General features: G+C 60.8%; 13 protein-coding genes and 1 tRNA gene. 4 read left to right on the top strand and 10 right to left on the bottom strand.

Going from position 1 to position 14349, the window contains the following annotated elements:
* Positions 1 to 16: 16 nt before the first annotated feature.
* The 4 genes from ISP18_RS02725 to tpiA form a co-directional block, all read right to left on the bottom strand.
* Positions 17 to 1375 carry a glycoside hydrolase family 2 gene (locus ISP18_RS02725; RefSeq protein WP_380016779.1) on the bottom strand — a complete coding sequence of 453 codons (1359 nt, stop codon included), beginning with the start codon at positions 1373 to 1375 and terminating at the stop codon, positions 17 to 19.
* Positions 1376 to 1749: 374 nt separating this feature from the next.
* A tRNA-Leu gene (locus ISP18_RS02730) sits at positions 1750 to 1834 on the bottom strand.
* 16 nt (positions 1835 to 1850) lie between these two features.
* Complete coding sequence (gene secG / locus ISP18_RS02735) at positions 1851 to 2330, bottom strand: preprotein translocase subunit SecG (protein ID WP_380016781.1); 480 nt, start codon at positions 2328 to 2330, stop codon at positions 1851 to 1853.
* Positions 2331 to 2356: 26 nt separating this feature from the next.
* A complete protein-coding gene (gene tpiA, locus ISP18_RS02740) occupies positions 2357 to 3109 on the bottom strand; it encodes a triose-phosphate isomerase (protein WP_380016783.1) in 753 nt (250 codons plus the stop codon).
* 113 nt (positions 3110 to 3222) lie between these two features.
* Here tpiA and ISP18_RS02745 point away from each other — a divergent pair, with 113 nt between their 5' ends.
* Entirely contained in the window at positions 3223 to 4038 is an 816-nt protein-coding gene (locus ISP18_RS02745; protein ID WP_380016785.1) for an SDR family NAD(P)-dependent oxidoreductase, read from the top strand.
* A 253-nt stretch (positions 4039 to 4291) separates the two neighbouring features.
* On the opposite strand, the gene ISP18_RS02750 is transcribed toward ISP18_RS02745, so the two are convergent.
* From ISP18_RS02750 to orn, 5 genes are all read right to left on the bottom strand, one after another.
* Positions 4292 to 5002: a VIT1/CCC1 transporter family protein gene (locus ISP18_RS02750; protein WP_380016787.1), complete on the bottom strand. Its 711-nt coding sequence runs from the start codon at positions 5000 to 5002 to the stop codon at positions 4292 to 4294.
* A gap of 387 nt (positions 5003 to 5389) precedes the next feature.
* Positions 5390 to 6349 (bottom strand): isopenicillin N synthase family dioxygenase, encoded by a 960-nt coding sequence (locus ISP18_RS02755; protein WP_380016789.1) that lies wholly within the window; start codon positions 6347 to 6349, stop codon positions 5390 to 5392.
* 159 nt (positions 6350 to 6508) lie between these two features.
* Positions 6509 to 7867, bottom strand: coding sequence for a phosphoglucosamine mutase (gene glmM, locus ISP18_RS02760; RefSeq protein WP_380016791.1), 1359 nt, complete (start codon positions 7865 to 7867; stop codon positions 6509 to 6511).
* A gap of 325 nt (positions 7868 to 8192) precedes the next feature.
* Positions 8193 to 9098, bottom strand: coding sequence for a dihydropteroate synthase (folP, locus tag ISP18_RS02765; RefSeq protein ID WP_380016793.1), 906 nt, complete (start codon positions 9096 to 9098; stop codon positions 8193 to 8195).
* A complete protein-coding gene (gene orn, locus ISP18_RS02770; RefSeq protein WP_380016795.1) occupies positions 9095 to 9664 on the bottom strand; it encodes an oligoribonuclease in 570 nt (189 codons plus the stop codon). Before orn ends, folP begins: the two co-directional genes overlap by 4 nt.
* Positions 9665 to 9858: 194 nt before the next feature.
* Between orn and sbcB the strand changes: the two genes are divergently transcribed.
* Together sbcB and ISP18_RS02780 are read left to right on the top strand one after the other, a co-directional pair.
* The gene (sbcB, locus tag ISP18_RS02775; RefSeq protein WP_380016797.1) at positions 9859 to 11307 is read left to right on the top strand and encodes an exodeoxyribonuclease I; all 1449 of its coding nucleotides are present in this window, start codon (positions 9859 to 9861) and stop codon (positions 11305 to 11307) included.
* 194 nt (positions 11308 to 11501) lie between these two features.
* On the top strand, positions 11502 to 12188 hold the full coding sequence (locus tag ISP18_RS02780) for a DUF2461 domain-containing protein (RefSeq protein WP_380016799.1): 687 nt from the start codon (positions 11502 to 11504) through the stop codon (positions 12186 to 12188).
* Between the two features lie 229 nt (positions 12189 to 12417).
* Here the strand turns inward: ISP18_RS02780 and ISP18_RS02785 are convergent, their stop codons facing one another.
* Complete coding sequence (locus ISP18_RS02785) at positions 12418 to 13314, bottom strand: LysR family transcriptional regulator (RefSeq protein WP_380016801.1); 897 nt, start codon at positions 13312 to 13314, stop codon at positions 12418 to 12420.
* A 101-nt stretch (positions 13315 to 13415) separates the two neighbouring features.
* Between ISP18_RS02785 and kdgD the strand changes: the two genes are divergently transcribed.
* Complete coding sequence (gene kdgD, locus ISP18_RS02790; RefSeq protein WP_380016803.1) at positions 13416 to 14348, top strand: 5-dehydro-4-deoxyglucarate dehydratase; 933 nt, start codon at positions 13416 to 13418, stop codon at positions 14346 to 14348.
* Position 14349: the final 1 nt, after the last annotated feature.

Here is a 14349-nt window from a genome sequence, read left to right on the forward strand (position 1 = left end):
GGGATCAGAACACTTTTTACGAGCCGTTGGGATTAATATCCAAGCCTACGCGCTGTCTCGCTCGTGAACTGTCAACCAGACGCAACAGCAGCAACGCGAACAGCAGCACGATGAAGCCTGCGTAGGCGTATTGCGTGCGTGATACGCCGGTTCCATAGGGGAACCAGATGCCTGGCACACCCATTCGGGTGAGTTCCGCTGCGAACAAGCCGATCCCGATCAAGCATGCCACAACCAGCGCCAACCACGCAGGCCATCGCGGCTGTCGCATGACACCATAACCAATGATCCATAGATAAAGCGCTACGAAGATCAGGCGTATGCCGGATACCAGGAAGTGTCCGATCGCCTTGAATACGGGGCTTGCATCCGGATAGAACCATGGTCGATCGATCAGAGCAGCCATCATGTAAATCAGTGTCAATATCAGCAGGACGCGCGGCAACCACGAAGGCTTGCAACCAAACCAGTCTCGCCAAGCCAGCACCCAGGCAGCTAGCGCCAGAGGTACCAGAAGCACAGCCGTGACGATGTCATAGGTCCGCAAGCTTTCGGCATGCGTCCAGAAGAAAATCACCTGATTGGCACGCAACCATGCCGTAAGCAGAAGGGCCGTAATGAGCCAACGATAAGCATCATCCGTGCGACAGGCGGCCAATCCGCATACCAAGATGGCCAGCAACACGAAAGCCGCGGGTTCAATGGCATCGACCACATAGCCTTTGAAGGTCTGCAGCCATTGCGCCTGATGTAGCAGATCGATGTCATCCTTGGTGCCGAGCGTCGGCGCGATATGGATACCGCCACTATCGTCACCGGCATCAACCGGGTCCATCCATACGCGCAGGGCGATCAGATAAGAGCGAGTCGTTGCCGATGATCCCGGCAATGCAAAAGCAGTCGGCTGCACGCTGTATACGGTAGGCGTCTTACCGGCAAAGATGCCTGATCCGCCCAACAGCTTCCCATCGACATAAAGCTGATAGGTCGTATCGACATCCGTAGGTCCGGCCAGTGCAAGCGGTGTGTTGCCGCCGCTTTCAACGGTGACGCGCAACCGATACCAGGCATAGCCGATGTAGCCAGGGTGACCACGCAGGCTCCATCCTGAAACGTAACCCGGCAATCCGACATCGCTATCGTGCGCGCCCGGTGAGGGTGTCAGGTCGACGGTTTCCCAATGGCTGTCGTCGAAGTCCGGAGAAGCCCAGCGAAGGTCGTCTCCGGTGGAAAATCGCCAGGGGCCGTTCAAGGCGACGGCAGCGTGGTCGAGGCGGACAGTGGCAGTGGTAGGAGGGTCGGCCAGTGCAACACCATTCAAGCCGACAAGTGCGGCAAGCGTGACAAGACAAGTCAGCCATCCTGCGTGTCGCATTGGGCTACTCCGGGAAAGCCATAGGACTGGGGATATCTTTCGGCTTAAGCGCTGCTAACTAGGATCGCTTACTCCAACGGGCTTGGCTACCCATTGCAACTCAATCAACAGAAATGTTCGACCACGCTAGCTTATGCCGCGCGAGGATGAATCTGTTTAAGTGCATCACCCAATTCCCGACGTGCGCATTCCAACTCGTAATGCTGCTGGAGATTCAGCCAGAACTCGGCGGAGTTACCGAAATAGCGAGAAAGGCGCAGTGCCGTATCTGTCGTGAATTGGCAGCGTCGCGGACACAATAAAAAAACCCGCCAAGCGGCGGGTTTTTTCTTTTCGCTACGGAATCCTGGATCAGGACTTCCGTAGCTTTCGATTGGTGCCCAAGGGGGGACTCGAACCCCCACGACTTGCGTCGCTACCACCTCAAGGTAGTGCGTCTACCAATTCCGCCACCTGGGCTGACGTGCTTTCGATTTTAATGCTTGCTCGTTGTTGCTGCTGCCGGGGCCGTGGGAACGGGGACTTCGCCCTGCTGCGCCTTGGCCGGGGCCGGCTGGGCCGTTGGGACCTCGCCGTTGCCTGCCGGAGCGACCGGCGCCGGCGTCGCTGCCTGCGGCTGGGCCGGGGCGGCGGGCTGCGCATTTTGCGGTGTCGCGGGCTTGTTGCCAAGAGCCGCCATCACGCCGAGATCGTTGCTGGCTTGCTGCTGACGAATCGTGCCGCCGTTCACCTTCAAGTAGATACCCATGCCGAGGCTGAGCGCGAAGAACAGCGCGGCGAGCACAGCGGTGGAGCGCGACAAGAAGTTGGCCGAGCCACGGGCACCGAACACGGTAGCCGATGCGCCTGCGCCAAAGCCGGAACCTGCATCGGCGCCTGCGCCGCGCTGCATGAGGATCAGCACGATCATCGCTGCAGCGATCAGGATGTAGAACACGCTGAAGATGACGAACATGAGGTCTCGCGTAGGGTTCGATGTCGTTAACGGGCGGCGTTGCAGATGGCGAGGAATTCGGAGGTCACGAGCGATGCACCGCCGATCAGCCCCCCATCCACGTCCGGCTGCGCAAAAAGCTCTGCAGCGTTGGCCGCCTTGACGCTGCCGCCATAAAGCAGCCGAGTCAGACGGGCGATCATAACATCCTCCCGCGCCAATTGGCTACGGATGAACGCGTGCACTTCCTGGGCCTGTTCCGGGCTGGCGGTCTTGCCGGTACCGATGGCCCAGACCGGCTCGTAGGAGATCACGGCCGTATCGAAACTGGCGACACCGTTCAGCGCCAGCACCGCGTGCAACTGCTGCTGGATCACCTCCATGGTTTGCCCGGCCTCTCGCTGGTGCAGGGTCTCACCCACGCAAAGGATGGGGGTGAGTCCGGCGGCGCGCACCGCAGCGAACTTGCGGGCCACCTTCTCGTCGCTTTCCGTATGGTGATGCCGGCGCTCGGAATGGCCGACCAGCGCCCAGCGGCAGCCCACGTCCGCCACCATCAAGGCAGAGACTTCGCCCGTATAGGCGCCCTGCCCTTGATGCTCGCTGACGTCCTGCGCGCCGAAACCGACGCCGGACGTGCCGTATTTGTCGACAAGCGATGCGAGGTATGGATACGGCGGCAGAACAAGCACGTCGATGTCATTGAGCGGAGCGGCCTTGCCGATCTCTTCCACCAAGCCATCCGCCATGGAACGGCTGCCGTGCATTTTCCAGTTACCGGCGACGAGTTTTTTACGCATGCCCGCATCCGTTGCTAACGAAAGCTGGCAAGCTTAACCATCGCACAGAGGTACGGCAACGCGCGTGCTATGGGCCTTTTCATTTATATCGATCTACTTAGGAAAAAATCTTCATGACGAAAGCCCGCCCGCTTAGCCTGATCACTGGTGCATCCGCCGGCATCGGCGCCGCCTTTGCCAGCGCGCTCGCCGCGCGTGGACACGACTTAGTGCTGACGGCACGACGTACTGATCGCCTGGAAGCGCTGGCGGAAGAACTGCGCGGTCAACACGGCGTCAACGCCACCGTGCTTACCTGCGACCTGGCTGATCCGCATGCGGTGGAGCAGCTTTGCACGACATTGGAAGAGCGCGGCTTACAGGTGGACTGGCTGATCAACAACGCGGGCTATGGCGTGCCTGGTCGCTTCGATCAAAACGATTGGCCGGTGCATGCGGATTTTCTGCGCGTGCTGGTGACAGCGCCTACGGAATTGGCGTGGCGTTTGATTCGCGGCATGCGAGAGCTCGGTTATGGACGCATCGTGAATGTGGCGTCATTGGCTGGCCATGTGCCGGGTACGGCGGGACATACGTTGTATGCGGCGAGCAAGGCTTACATGATCAAGTTTTCGCAGTCGCTGGCGTTAGAGAATCAGGAGCTAGGCGTGCATGCATGCGCGCTTTGCCCAGGCTTCACGCGCTCGGAGTTTCACGATGTCACTGGCACGCGTTCGCTGGTGAGCAAGATGCCGGCGTTCATGTGGCAGAACGCGGAAGCAGTGGTGCAGGAAGGTATCGATGCAGTGGAGCGCGGTGAAGCGGTGCATGTGACCGGGTGGTTCAATCGCACGGTGAAGAGTTTGTTCAAGCTGATGCCGGATCGACTGGCGTTGAGGATGTCGGCGAAGCAGTCGAAGCGGTATCGGGCGCAGGATTCGGCGGGGTGATTCGTTGTCTGCCTTGCGCAGAGCGTCAATCGACGCGCTCGTCATCCCGGCGAAGGCCGGACGGAGCGCGAAGCGCGAAGAACGTCCGCAGGACGGCCCCGAAGAGGTGAGCGAAGCGAATCATCCAGTCGAAATACATCGTGCGAAGCACATAACCTTCTTGATGTTGAGTGCTTCGCACAGCATGTTTGTACGGGATTCCGGCCTTCGCCGGAATGACGGTGAGGCGAGCACCGTCATCAGGTAAACATAACTAAGACGCACCAAGCCAATGCGCAAGCAGAAATGCTACTGCTGACGCCAAGCCACCGATCAGCACCGTCTGCAATGCACTGCGCCATGGATTCATGCCGGTAAAACGTCCCTTGGCTGCACCGAACAGCGCCAGCGCAATACCGGTGCAAACGATCGATACCTGCAGCGCAGGTTTCAACTGCGCGATCAACATGTACGGTGCCAGCGGCACAAGGCCTCCGATCACGTACGCGCCGCCGATGGTGGCGGCGCTGCGCAAAGCCCGGCCAGGTTGCGGCGTTTCCAATCCAAGTTCGAAGCGCATCATGAAATCCACCCAGGCTTCGTGATCCTTGCGGAAATGCGTGAGGATCGGTTCGCAAGCCGTGCGATCCAATCCGTAGTTCTTGAAGATATCCACGATTTCGCGTTCTTCCTCGCGCTGCAGGTCGCGGATTTCACGAAACTCGCGGCTGCGTTCGGAATGGTAGTGATCGATTTCACCGCGCGCGGCGAGATAACCGCCAAGGCCCATGGCGATAGCTCCAGCTGCGATTTCCGCCACCCCCGCCACAACGACGACGCGGCTCGCCACGTTGGCGGCGGAAAGGCCGGCAGCTAACGCGAACGGCACGGTGAGGCCATCGGCCATACCCAGTACTACATCGCGGACGGTGTCGGACGCGGCGAAATGCCGTTCCTTGTGGGGATGACGGTGGGTGGCGGACATGCAACAAGGCTCCGGTGATCGAGCGAGACTTTAGCCGGTTATTGGCTTGCGCCAGGGCAATGAGACGTACACGCATTGGCTTTTGCAATGCTGCACGAGCCCCTCTATCTCCGGGAGAGGGGCTGGGGTGAGGGTACGATCAGCGCGCGAGCTCAACGACTTGCGCAAGAAGTGATTATCGCGCTTCGTCCGAACCCTCACCCGCCTCTCGGCACCCTCTCCCGGAGGGAGAGGGACTCACTTAGCAAGCTTCTTTAGTGCGCTTTCGCTGAGGCGCTTCACAACAGCGAAGCTGGTCAGTGACGGCTATGAGGGGTGCCAAGCTTCTCGCAAGATTGGCCCCTCACCCCAACCCTCTCCCCAGAGGGGAGAGGGAGTTGTATCGCCTCAGATCAACTTAATCTCACGCAATCGCTGCATCAGATACTCATGTGAGCTGATCGACGTGTCGTAGCGGCGCGGATTATCGGGCGTAATGCACTGAGGCAGCGGATCGAGCACCACGTCCGGGTTGGGATGCAGGAAGTACGGCACCGAATAACGCGGCTTGCGCGCGTTGGCGTTCGGCGGATTCACTACGCGATGCGTGGTTGAGGGATACACGTGGTTGGTCAGGCGCTGTAGCATGTCGCCGATGTTCACTACGATGGCGTCGCCTTCAGTGGTGATCGGCAACCACTCGTCTTCGCGCGTGAGCACTTCCAGGCCTTCGGCGCTGGCGCCCACCAGCAGGGTGATGAAGTTGATGTCTTCATGCGCACCCGCGCGCACGTTAGGAATGTTTTCTTCGGTGATCGGCGGGTAATGGATCGGGCGCAGGATGGAGTTGCCCTGGTCGATCTTGTCCTCGAAGTATTCCTCCGGCAGATCGATGTGCAGGGCCAGGGCGCGCAGCACGCGGCTGCCGAGCAGATCCAGCGCCTGATACAGCTCGTAGCTGTGTTCGCGGAAGCCTGGCACTTCGGCCGGCCACAGGTTTGGCGGCATCAGTTCGGCGAAGCGTGAGTTGCGGTCGAGCTCGCGCCCGATGTGCCAGAACTCCTTCAAGTCCGGATAGTGGCTGTCCTTGGCCGTTTCGATTTTGAACGGTGTGTAGCCGCGCGCGCCGCCGGTGCCGGGCACGTGGTACTTCATTTTGGTTTCGGCAGGCAGCGCGAAGAAACGCTGGAAGGCGTTGTATGCGCCGTCGATCAGTTGCGTCGAAATGCCGTGGCCGCTGATGCAGCAGAAGCCAAATTCGCGATAAGCCGCGCCGAGCTCGGCGACGAACGCCGCGCGATCAGTGTCGTAGCGGCGGATATCGAGGGTGGGAACCTTCTTGGCGGATGTGCGGGCAGATGTGTCCATGCTGTTTCCAGGTTTGGCGTGCGGTCTATTTGTGTTCCGCCACCGCAGGGGCGGTGCACGTCGGGCCTCGGAACTTGTCCGCGTAACGCCAGACAGCTCCACTCCATGGCGACCTGGGCATCTGTTCGTAGCGCCGTGCCGAAAGCCGGCGCTACTGGTTCACGATCGTTCGGTGGCGGATTTTACGACGTCCGCGAGGCGTTCGGCCATCTGCCGCACTTCGGCCTCGTCGGCCGCTTCCACCGTGACGCGCACCAGCGGTTCGGTGCCGGAAGCACGCAACACCACGCGCCCGCGTCCGAGCAGTGCTTGCTCGGTATCGGCCAGGGCCTTGCGCACTGCGTCGCTGTTGAGCGCTTCGCGCGCGCCGACAGCGCGCACGTTGATCATCACCTGCGGCATTTTGATAAGGCCCTGGCGCGCACTGGCGAGGTCCTGGCCGGAAAGCTTCAGTGCTTCGAGCAGCGCCAGCGCAGCGACGATGCCATCGCCGGTGGTGGCGCGATCCAGGCACAGCAGATGGCCGGAGGTTTCGCCGCCCAGCACGCCACCGTGCTCCTTCAGTTTCTGCAGCACGAAGCGGTCGCCCACGTTGGCACGGATCAGTTCCACGCCCAGGCTGGCCAGGGCTTTTTGCAGGCCGTAATTGCTCATCAAGGTGCCCACCACGGGGCCTTTCAGCATGCCGCGCGCGTGCCAGCTGCGCGCCAGCACGTAGAGCATGTCGTCACCATCGCCCAGCACACCGTTGCGATCCACCATCTGCACGCGATCGCCGTCGCCATCGAAGGCGAAACCGATGTCCGCGCCCTGCTCCACCACCGCGCGCTGCAGCGTCTGCGGATGCATCGAACCGACGTTCTGGTTGATGTTGAAGCCGTCGGGCTTGTCGCCGATCACGTACACATCAGCACCCAATTCGGCGAACACCTTCGGCGCAACCTGATAGGTGGCGCCGTGTGCGCAATCGAGCGCGATCTTCATGCCAGCCAGGCTGAAATCTTCCGGCACGGTGGATTTGCAGAATTCCGCATAGCGCGTGACGGCGTCGGTCACGCGTACCACCTTGCCGAGGTATTCGGAATCCACGGTGGCGAATGGCGCTTCGGTTTCTGCTTCGATCGCCGCTTCGATCTCGTCGGAAAGTTTTTCGCCATCGGTGGAGAAGAACTTGATGCCGTTGTCGTAGTGCGGATTGTGCGAAGCGCTGATCACGATGCCCGCATCCGCACGCAAGCTGCGGGTGAGATAGGCCACTGCTGGGGTGGGCATGGGGCCGAATAAGCGCACATCCGCGCCGGCCGCAGTCAGGCCGGCTTCCAGCGCGGATTCGAACATGTAGCCGGATGCGCGGGTGTCCTTGCCGATCAGTACCAGCGGACGACCGGATGATTTCTTTTTCCGGCCCAGCACGACGCCCAGTGCACGCCCCAGGCGCAGCATGAAATCCGCACTGATGGGCCACTGGCCCACGCGGCCGCGAATGCCGTCGGTACCGAAATATTTGCGTTGATTCATGCGGTTCAGTCTTGGGAGGACAGGGACAGGAAATAGGGACAAGGGTGTCGGTAGGGCGTGAATGCTACACCGCTTGCGGCCTGTTCCTTTAGCTTCAATTTATGCGGGAGCCTGTGCTCCTTCGCCTGCGCAGCACTTCTCATTCCCTCTCCCCTCCGGGGAGAGGGCTAGGGTGAGGGGCAAGGCTTGCGGGAGCCCCGACGTATGTGCGGATGGCGCACTTTGCTTTTATGCCTTGATGAAGGACCGGGCAAGGTTGGCCCCTCACCCCAACCCTCTTCCGCATCCTTAATCAAGGACGGGGGAGAGGGAGCTGATCGTGCTTTTACTCATCATCCGGCCAAATTGGCATTTTGGGTTTGTCGTGCCGCTCGGGCGTATCGCCGGCTTGCACGGCGTGCCATACCTTGAGGGCATCCACGGTGGGCGCCACGTCGTGCACGCGCACCATGCGTGCGCCGCGCTGCACGGCGATCACTGCGGCGGCGACGGAGCCTGCGGCGCGTTCGGCCGGTTCCGTGCGGCCGGTGAGCGTGCCGATCATCGATTTGCGCGACAACCCCACGTAGACACCGCTGCCTAGATCCGCAAAGCGCTGCAATTTGCGCAGCAGCGCAAGATTGTGTTCCAGGTTTTTGCCGAAACCGAAACCGGGATCGACCATCACCTTGCGTCGATCGATGCCGGCCAATTCGCAGGCAAAGAGGCGATCCGTCAGAAAGCGATGCACTTCGCCCACGACGTCGTCGTAATGCGGCTCGTCCTGCATGCTGCGCGGTTCGCCTTGCATATGCATCAGGCAGATCGGCACGCGCAGTTCCGCCGCGGCGTCCATCGCGCCTTCGCGACGCAGAGCGTACACGTCGTTGATCATGCCGGCACCCGCCGCCACCGCGGCGCGCATCACTTCCGGCTTGGAGGTATCGACGGCAATCGGCAGCGACGTGTGCGCCACGAGCTGCTCGATCACCGGAATCACTCGCTGCAATTCATCGTCGACGGGAACATCCGCCGCGCCCGGGCGCGTGGATTCCCCTCCGACGTCGAGCATGTCCGCGCCCTCTTCCGCCAGACGCAGGCCGTGCGCCACCGCGGCGTCCAAGCTGGCGAACTGGCCGCCGTCAGAGAACGAATCGGGCGTGACATTGATGATGCCCACCACGCGGGGACGATCGAGCGTCAACGGACGGCCGTTGCAATCGAGTACGGTGGCGAACAGCTCGCTGATCATGCGCTTTGTTCCACACCACCCAGCGCACCCATGAACTGGCGGTAATAACGCAGCTCGTCGATGGAATCGCGGATATCCGACAGCGCGGTATGCGCCGATTCCTTAGCGAAACCGCGGGCGATCGTCGGTGCCCAGCGCCGCGCCAGTTCCTTCAAGGTGGACACGTCCAGGTTGCGGTAATGGAAAAAGCGCTCCAGCTGCGGCATTTGCCGATGCATGAAGCGGCGATCCTGGCAGATCGAATTGCCGCACATCGGCGATTTGCCCGGTAGTGCCCACTGCTTGAGGAAGTCCAGCGTGGCCTTTTCCGCGTCGGCATGCGTAGTGGTGGAGGACACCACCTGCTCCCAAAGGCCGGAGCGGCGATGCTGATTGCGGTTCCAGCTATCCATCGCCTCCAGCCGATCCATCGCATGACGGATCGCGAAAACAGGCCCCTCGGCCAGAATGGTCAGGTCCTTGTTGGTGACGATGGTGGCGATTTCGAGAATCGAATCGTTGTCGGTATCCAGACCGGTCATTTCCAGGTCGATCCAGATGAGGTTGTCTTCGTTGGCTTGGCTCATGCGCCCTCCTGAGCAGAAGTCTAGCAAAGCGGGGAACGGGGAATAGGGATCAGGGAACATGTGGTACGCGTGGGAATCGGGTTGGTCGCCGTTGCAGGCTCGGCAAATTAAGACCGACAAATAACGTACTAGCGTAAAACTGCGCGTTCCCCGTTCCCTGTTCCCCATCCCCCGCTCCACCTATCATCTGGCCCATGCACACCCTCTTCTGGCATGACTACGAAACCTTCGGGATCGACACGCGCCGGGACCGGCCTATCCAGTTCGCCGGCATCCGTACCAACCTGGAGCTGGAAATCGTCGACGAGCCGGTGATGTTCTACGCCCGGCCGCCACGCGAGATGCCGCCCAGCCCGGAATCCTGCCTGATCACCGGCATCACCCCGCAGCAGGCGGAGAGCCAGGGGCTGATCGAAGCGGATTTCGCCGCGCGCGTGCACGAGCAACTGGCCGTGCCTGGCACCTGCGGCGTGGGCTACAACTCGCTGCGCTTCGATGACGAATTCACGCGCCAGCTGCTGTATCGCAATTTCTTCGAGCCCTATGCGCGCGAATGGGAGAACGGCAACTCGCGCTGGGACCTGATCGATCTGGTACGCATGTGCGCGGCCCTGCGCCCGGAAGGCATCGTGTGGCCCACGCACGAGGACGGTGCGCTAAGTTTCAAGCTGGAGCACCTGGCCACTGCCAATCACTTGCAGCAGGCACGTGCGCACGATGCGCTTTCCGACGTGGAGGCGTTGATCGACCTGGCCCGCCTGATCCGCGTGCGCCAACCACGGCTGTGGGACTGGCATTACGCGTTGCGCCGGAAGCAGCGCGTGTTCGAGCTGCTCGACGTCACGGCCATGACGCCGCTGGTGCATGTGTCGTCACGCTATCCGGCCAGTCGCTACTGCCTGGCGATCATCGTCCCGCTGGCAGTGCATCCGGCAAGGCCGGGCGAAATCATCGTCTACGATCTCTCACAGGATCCAAGCGACCTGCTTGCGCTGGATGCCGAGGACATCATCGACCGCATGTTTACCGCGCGCGCCGATCTGCCCGAGGGCGTGGAGCGCATTCCGTTGCGCACCGTGCATGCCAATCGCTCGCCGGCGCTGGCGCCGCTTTCCGTGTTGAAAGGTGTGGATCTGACGCGACTGCAGTTGGATGTGGACCGCTGCCTGGCGCACGCCGATACGTTGCGTGCCGCCGTGAACCTGGGCGAAAAGCTGCGCCGCATCTTCCAACTGGCGGCCGAACTGCCGCCACCGGAAGATCCGGAGCTGGCGCTCTACAGCGGCTTCCTGCCGGATTCGGACAAGCGCCTGCTGCGCGAGGTGCGCGCCACGCCGCCCGAGCAATTGGGCCAGCGCCGTTTCGATTTTCGCGATGCGCGCTACCCGGAATTGCTGTTCCGCTACCGCGCGCGCAATTGGCCCGAAACATTGACGCCGGAAGAGCGTGAACGTTGGGATACCTTGCGCACCCAGCGCCTGACGCGCCCCACTCCGCTCACCACGCTTACGCTGCCCGACTATTTCGCCAAGCTGGCACTGTTGCGCGATGATCCGCTTGGGCGCGATAAAGGGGCTTTGCTCGATCAATTGCAAGTGTGGGGCGAGCAGCTGGCTGCTGAAGTGGGTGTTGCTCACGCATAATCCCATGGCCGTCATTCCCGCGAAAGCGGGAATCCATGTTGCTCTAATGTCAAAGACAAAATGGATTCCCGCTTTCGCGGGAATGACGGCCATACAAGGTTGGGATGAGCTTGCGACCCCCAACATCGCCATGTGTGTCACCATTATTGGGGTTCGTATGCGCTCACCCCAACCCACCCGAGAATTGAACCGTTATGCCACGCGCCTATTTTTCGCCCGCGACATTCCGTTTCCTGAAAGCCCTGGCCCGCAACAACAACCGCGAGTGGTTCCAGAAACACAAGGCCGAATACGAACGCGACGTGCGCGATCCTTTTCTGGAACTCATCACCGACTTGCAGGCGCCACTGGCGAAGATCAGCCAACATTTCCGCGCCGACCCGCGCAAGATGGGCGGTTCGCTGTTCCGCATCTATCGCGACACGCGGTTTTCGAACGACAAGGAACCGTACAAGCCTTGGGCCAGCGCACGCTTTTTCCACGAGCGTCGGCACGAAATTCCAGCGCCGTCGTTCTATCTGCACATCAAGCCCGGCGATTGCTTTATCGGTGGCGGCATATGGCATCCGGAGCCGGATGCGTTGAAGCGCATTCGCGCCTTTCTGGCGGATAACCCGACTGCGTGGAAGCGTGCTACCCAAAGCAAGACGTTTCGCGAACACTTTGCGTTCTGGGGCGAATCGCTCACGCGGCCGCCGCGCGGGTTCGACCCGGGGCATGAGCTGATCGAGGATTTGAAGCGCAAGGATTTTGCGGCGGGCGAGCAGTTCGATGAAGCGCTGGTGTGTTCGGCGGAACTGTTGCCGTTTATGGTGGCGAGCTATAAGCGGATTGCGCCGATGATTGATTATTTGTGTGCGGCGCAGGAGTTGGACTTTTAGCCCTCCCATAAGCCCCAACCTGATTGGCATCGCGTCTCAGCGTTGTGTTGCCCTCATTCCGGCGAGGCGCTTCACAACGGCGAAACGGATCGAGCTGAGTTCCTGCGTCTTTGGCGCCATCAAGTCATGGAATCCCGGCTTTCGCTCACTACTGTCCAGGGAAAGCTTTTCCGGCAAGACAATGGCTCATGAAACACAGATGTTGAAGCAACTTTGCTGCAATACGGACTTAGGGCTGCTCAGCAAGGGTTCGCAGCAGCACGTCCTTCACAGCATTGAAGACGGGATTGTCGTTGTCTTTTCGATAGGCAAACAATAACTCCACCGGCTTGGCCGGCACGGTGGCCATGGGGCGATAGATCACCCCCGGAAACTGCAGTAAAGAAGCCGTAGCCGGTATCAATGCTGCACCGATGCCTGCCCGCACCAGCGCCAGCATGGAGTGAATCTGGCTTACGTATTCGACGATGTTCGGCTGCACGCCCTTGCGATCAAACAGATGATTGACCAGTTGATGGAAGTAGCGCGCCTCATACGGCGAGTACATCAGCATGGCGCGTCCATGACAGTCCTTCAGCGTCGGCTCCGCCGGCCACTGCTGCACAACGGATTCAGGGATGGCAAGCATCAGTGATTCACGCGCACAGGGCAGCGCGATCAATTCGCTTTGCTCGACGGCTGGCCTTAGCAGGCCGATATCGATCTGGTGTCCATCAAGCGCTTCCAACTGCGCGCTGCTGACCATTTCCTTCAGCACCAGGCGCACGTCGGTGGACATCGCGCGTACCGCGCTGACGAGCGCTGGCAGCTTGCCGTAGCCGACCGCAGCGGTGAAGCCGATGGCCAGCACCCCTTCCGTCCCAAGCGCAATACGACGCGCGCTGACAGCGGCTTCCTCCGCCATGCGTAGGATGCGTGCAGCGTCCGGCAAAAAACTCCGGCCCGCAGCAGTCAACTGCACGACCCTATTGCTGCGATGCAACAGCTCCGTACCCATCTGATGCTCGAGTAGACGAACCTGCCGGCTCAGCGGCGGTTGCGTCATATGCAAGCGTTTTGCAGCACGCCCGAAGTGCAATTCTTCCGCGACTGCAACAAAACAACGAAGCTGGCTTAGCTCGAACATTGATTCAAAATTTGTATTGATCAAATCAAGGCTTAGTTTGGACTTGCGCCCCTGCCGAGTGCAACAGTCGGGGCCCCCTCCCGGCATCGCGAACGACCTTCATGTCCCGTCACACACCCCACGAATTTGCCAAACAGATCGGCGCTGGCCTGCTCTCCTTTCCTGTCACGCCGTTCAAGTCCGATTTGTCGTTCGATGAAGCCGCGTATCGCTCCCACTTGAGCTGGTTGTCCCAGTATCAGGTAGCAGGACTGTTCGCGGCTGGTGGCACCGGTGAGTTCTTTTCATTGACGCCGTCGGAAGTCGGTCGCGTGGTGCGCACGGCTGTTTCCGAGATTGGTGGCAGTGGCGTCCCGCTGATCGCGCCAAGCGGCTACGGCACGGCCATGGCTAAGGAGTACTGTCGAGCTGCGGAAGATGCCGGCGCGGATGGCATCCTGTTGTTGCCGCCTTACCTTACCGAGGCATCCACCGACGGCGTGGCCGAACACGTAGAACAGGTATGCAAATCCACAAGCCTGGGTGTGATCGTTTACAACCGCGCCAATCAGGTGCTGGATGAACATGCCCTGGCGCGCCTGGCCGATCATTGCCCGAACCTGGTGGGTTTCAAGGACGGCATCGGCGACATCGAATTGATGACGCGCATTTACGCCAAGCTGGGCGATCGCCTGACCTATGTCGGTGGACTGCCCACGGCGGAAACGTTCGCGCTGCCCTATCTGACCCTGGGCGTCACCACCTACTCCTCGGCCATTTTCAACTTTGTGCCGGAATTTGCGGTGTATTTCTACAAGGCAGTGCGTGCCGGTGACCACGACAAGGTTTACCGCGCCTTGAACGAGTTTGTGCTCCCCTATATCGCGATACGCAACCGCAAGCGTGGCTACGCAGTGTCGATCGTCAAGGCCGGCTTGAAAGTGATCGGCCGCGATGCCGGTCCGGTGCGTCCGCCGCTGACCGACCTTACCGACGCCGAGTGCGCCGATCTGTCGGCGCTGGTGGCGCGTCTTCCCAAACTGATGGAGGCGTAAT

Source organism: Dyella humi (assembly GCF_044904605.1).
GTDB classification, from domain to species: domain Bacteria; phylum Pseudomonadota; class Gammaproteobacteria; order Xanthomonadales; family Rhodanobacteraceae; genus Dyella_B; species Dyella_B humi.

Excerpts from the sequence above, each read along its gene's own strand:
- secG (WP_380016781.1), bottom strand. The coding sequence starts at position 2,330 with ATGTTCGTCATCTTCAGCGTGTTCTACATCCTGATCGCTGCAGCGATG.
- kdgD (WP_380016803.1), top strand. The coding sequence starts at position 13,416 with ATGTCCCGTCACACACCCCACGAATTTGCCAAACAGATCGGCGCTGGC.
- ISP18_RS02725 (WP_380016779.1), bottom strand. The coding sequence starts at position 1,375 with ATGCGACACGCAGGATGGCTGACTTGTCTTGTCACGCTTGCCGCACTT.
- folP (WP_380016793.1), bottom strand. The coding sequence starts at position 9,098 with ATGATCAGCGAGCTGTTCGCCACCGTACTCGATTGCAACGGCCGTCCG.
- ISP18_RS02750 (WP_380016787.1), bottom strand. The coding sequence starts at position 5,002 with ATGTCCGCCACCCACCGTCATCCCCACAAGGAACGGCATTTCGCCGCG.
- glmM (WP_380016791.1), bottom strand. The coding sequence starts at position 7,867 with ATGAATCAACGCAAATATTTCGGTACCGACGGCATTCGCGGCCGCGTG.
- ISP18_RS02745 (WP_380016785.1), top strand. The coding sequence starts at position 3,223 with ATGACGAAAGCCCGCCCGCTTAGCCTGATCACTGGTGCATCCGCCGGC.
- ISP18_RS02755 (WP_380016789.1), bottom strand. The coding sequence starts at position 6,349 with ATGGACACATCTGCCCGCACATCCGCCAAGAAGGTTCCCACCCTCGAT.
- ISP18_RS02780 (WP_380016799.1), top strand. The coding sequence starts at position 11,502 with ATGCCACGCGCCTATTTTTCGCCCGCGACATTCCGTTTCCTGAAAGCC.
- orn (WP_380016795.1), bottom strand. The coding sequence starts at position 9,664 with ATGAGCCAAGCCAACGAAGACAACCTCATCTGGATCGACCTGGAAATG.
- ISP18_RS02785 (WP_380016801.1), bottom strand. The coding sequence starts at position 13,314 with ATGTTCGAGCTAAGCCAGCTTCGTTGTTTTGTTGCAGTCGCGGAAGAA.
- tpiA (WP_380016783.1), bottom strand. The coding sequence starts at position 3,109 with ATGCGTAAAAAACTCGTCGCCGGTAACTGGAAAATGCACGGCAGCCGT.
- sbcB (WP_380016797.1), top strand. The coding sequence starts at position 9,859 with ATGCACACCCTCTTCTGGCATGACTACGAAACCTTCGGGATCGACACG.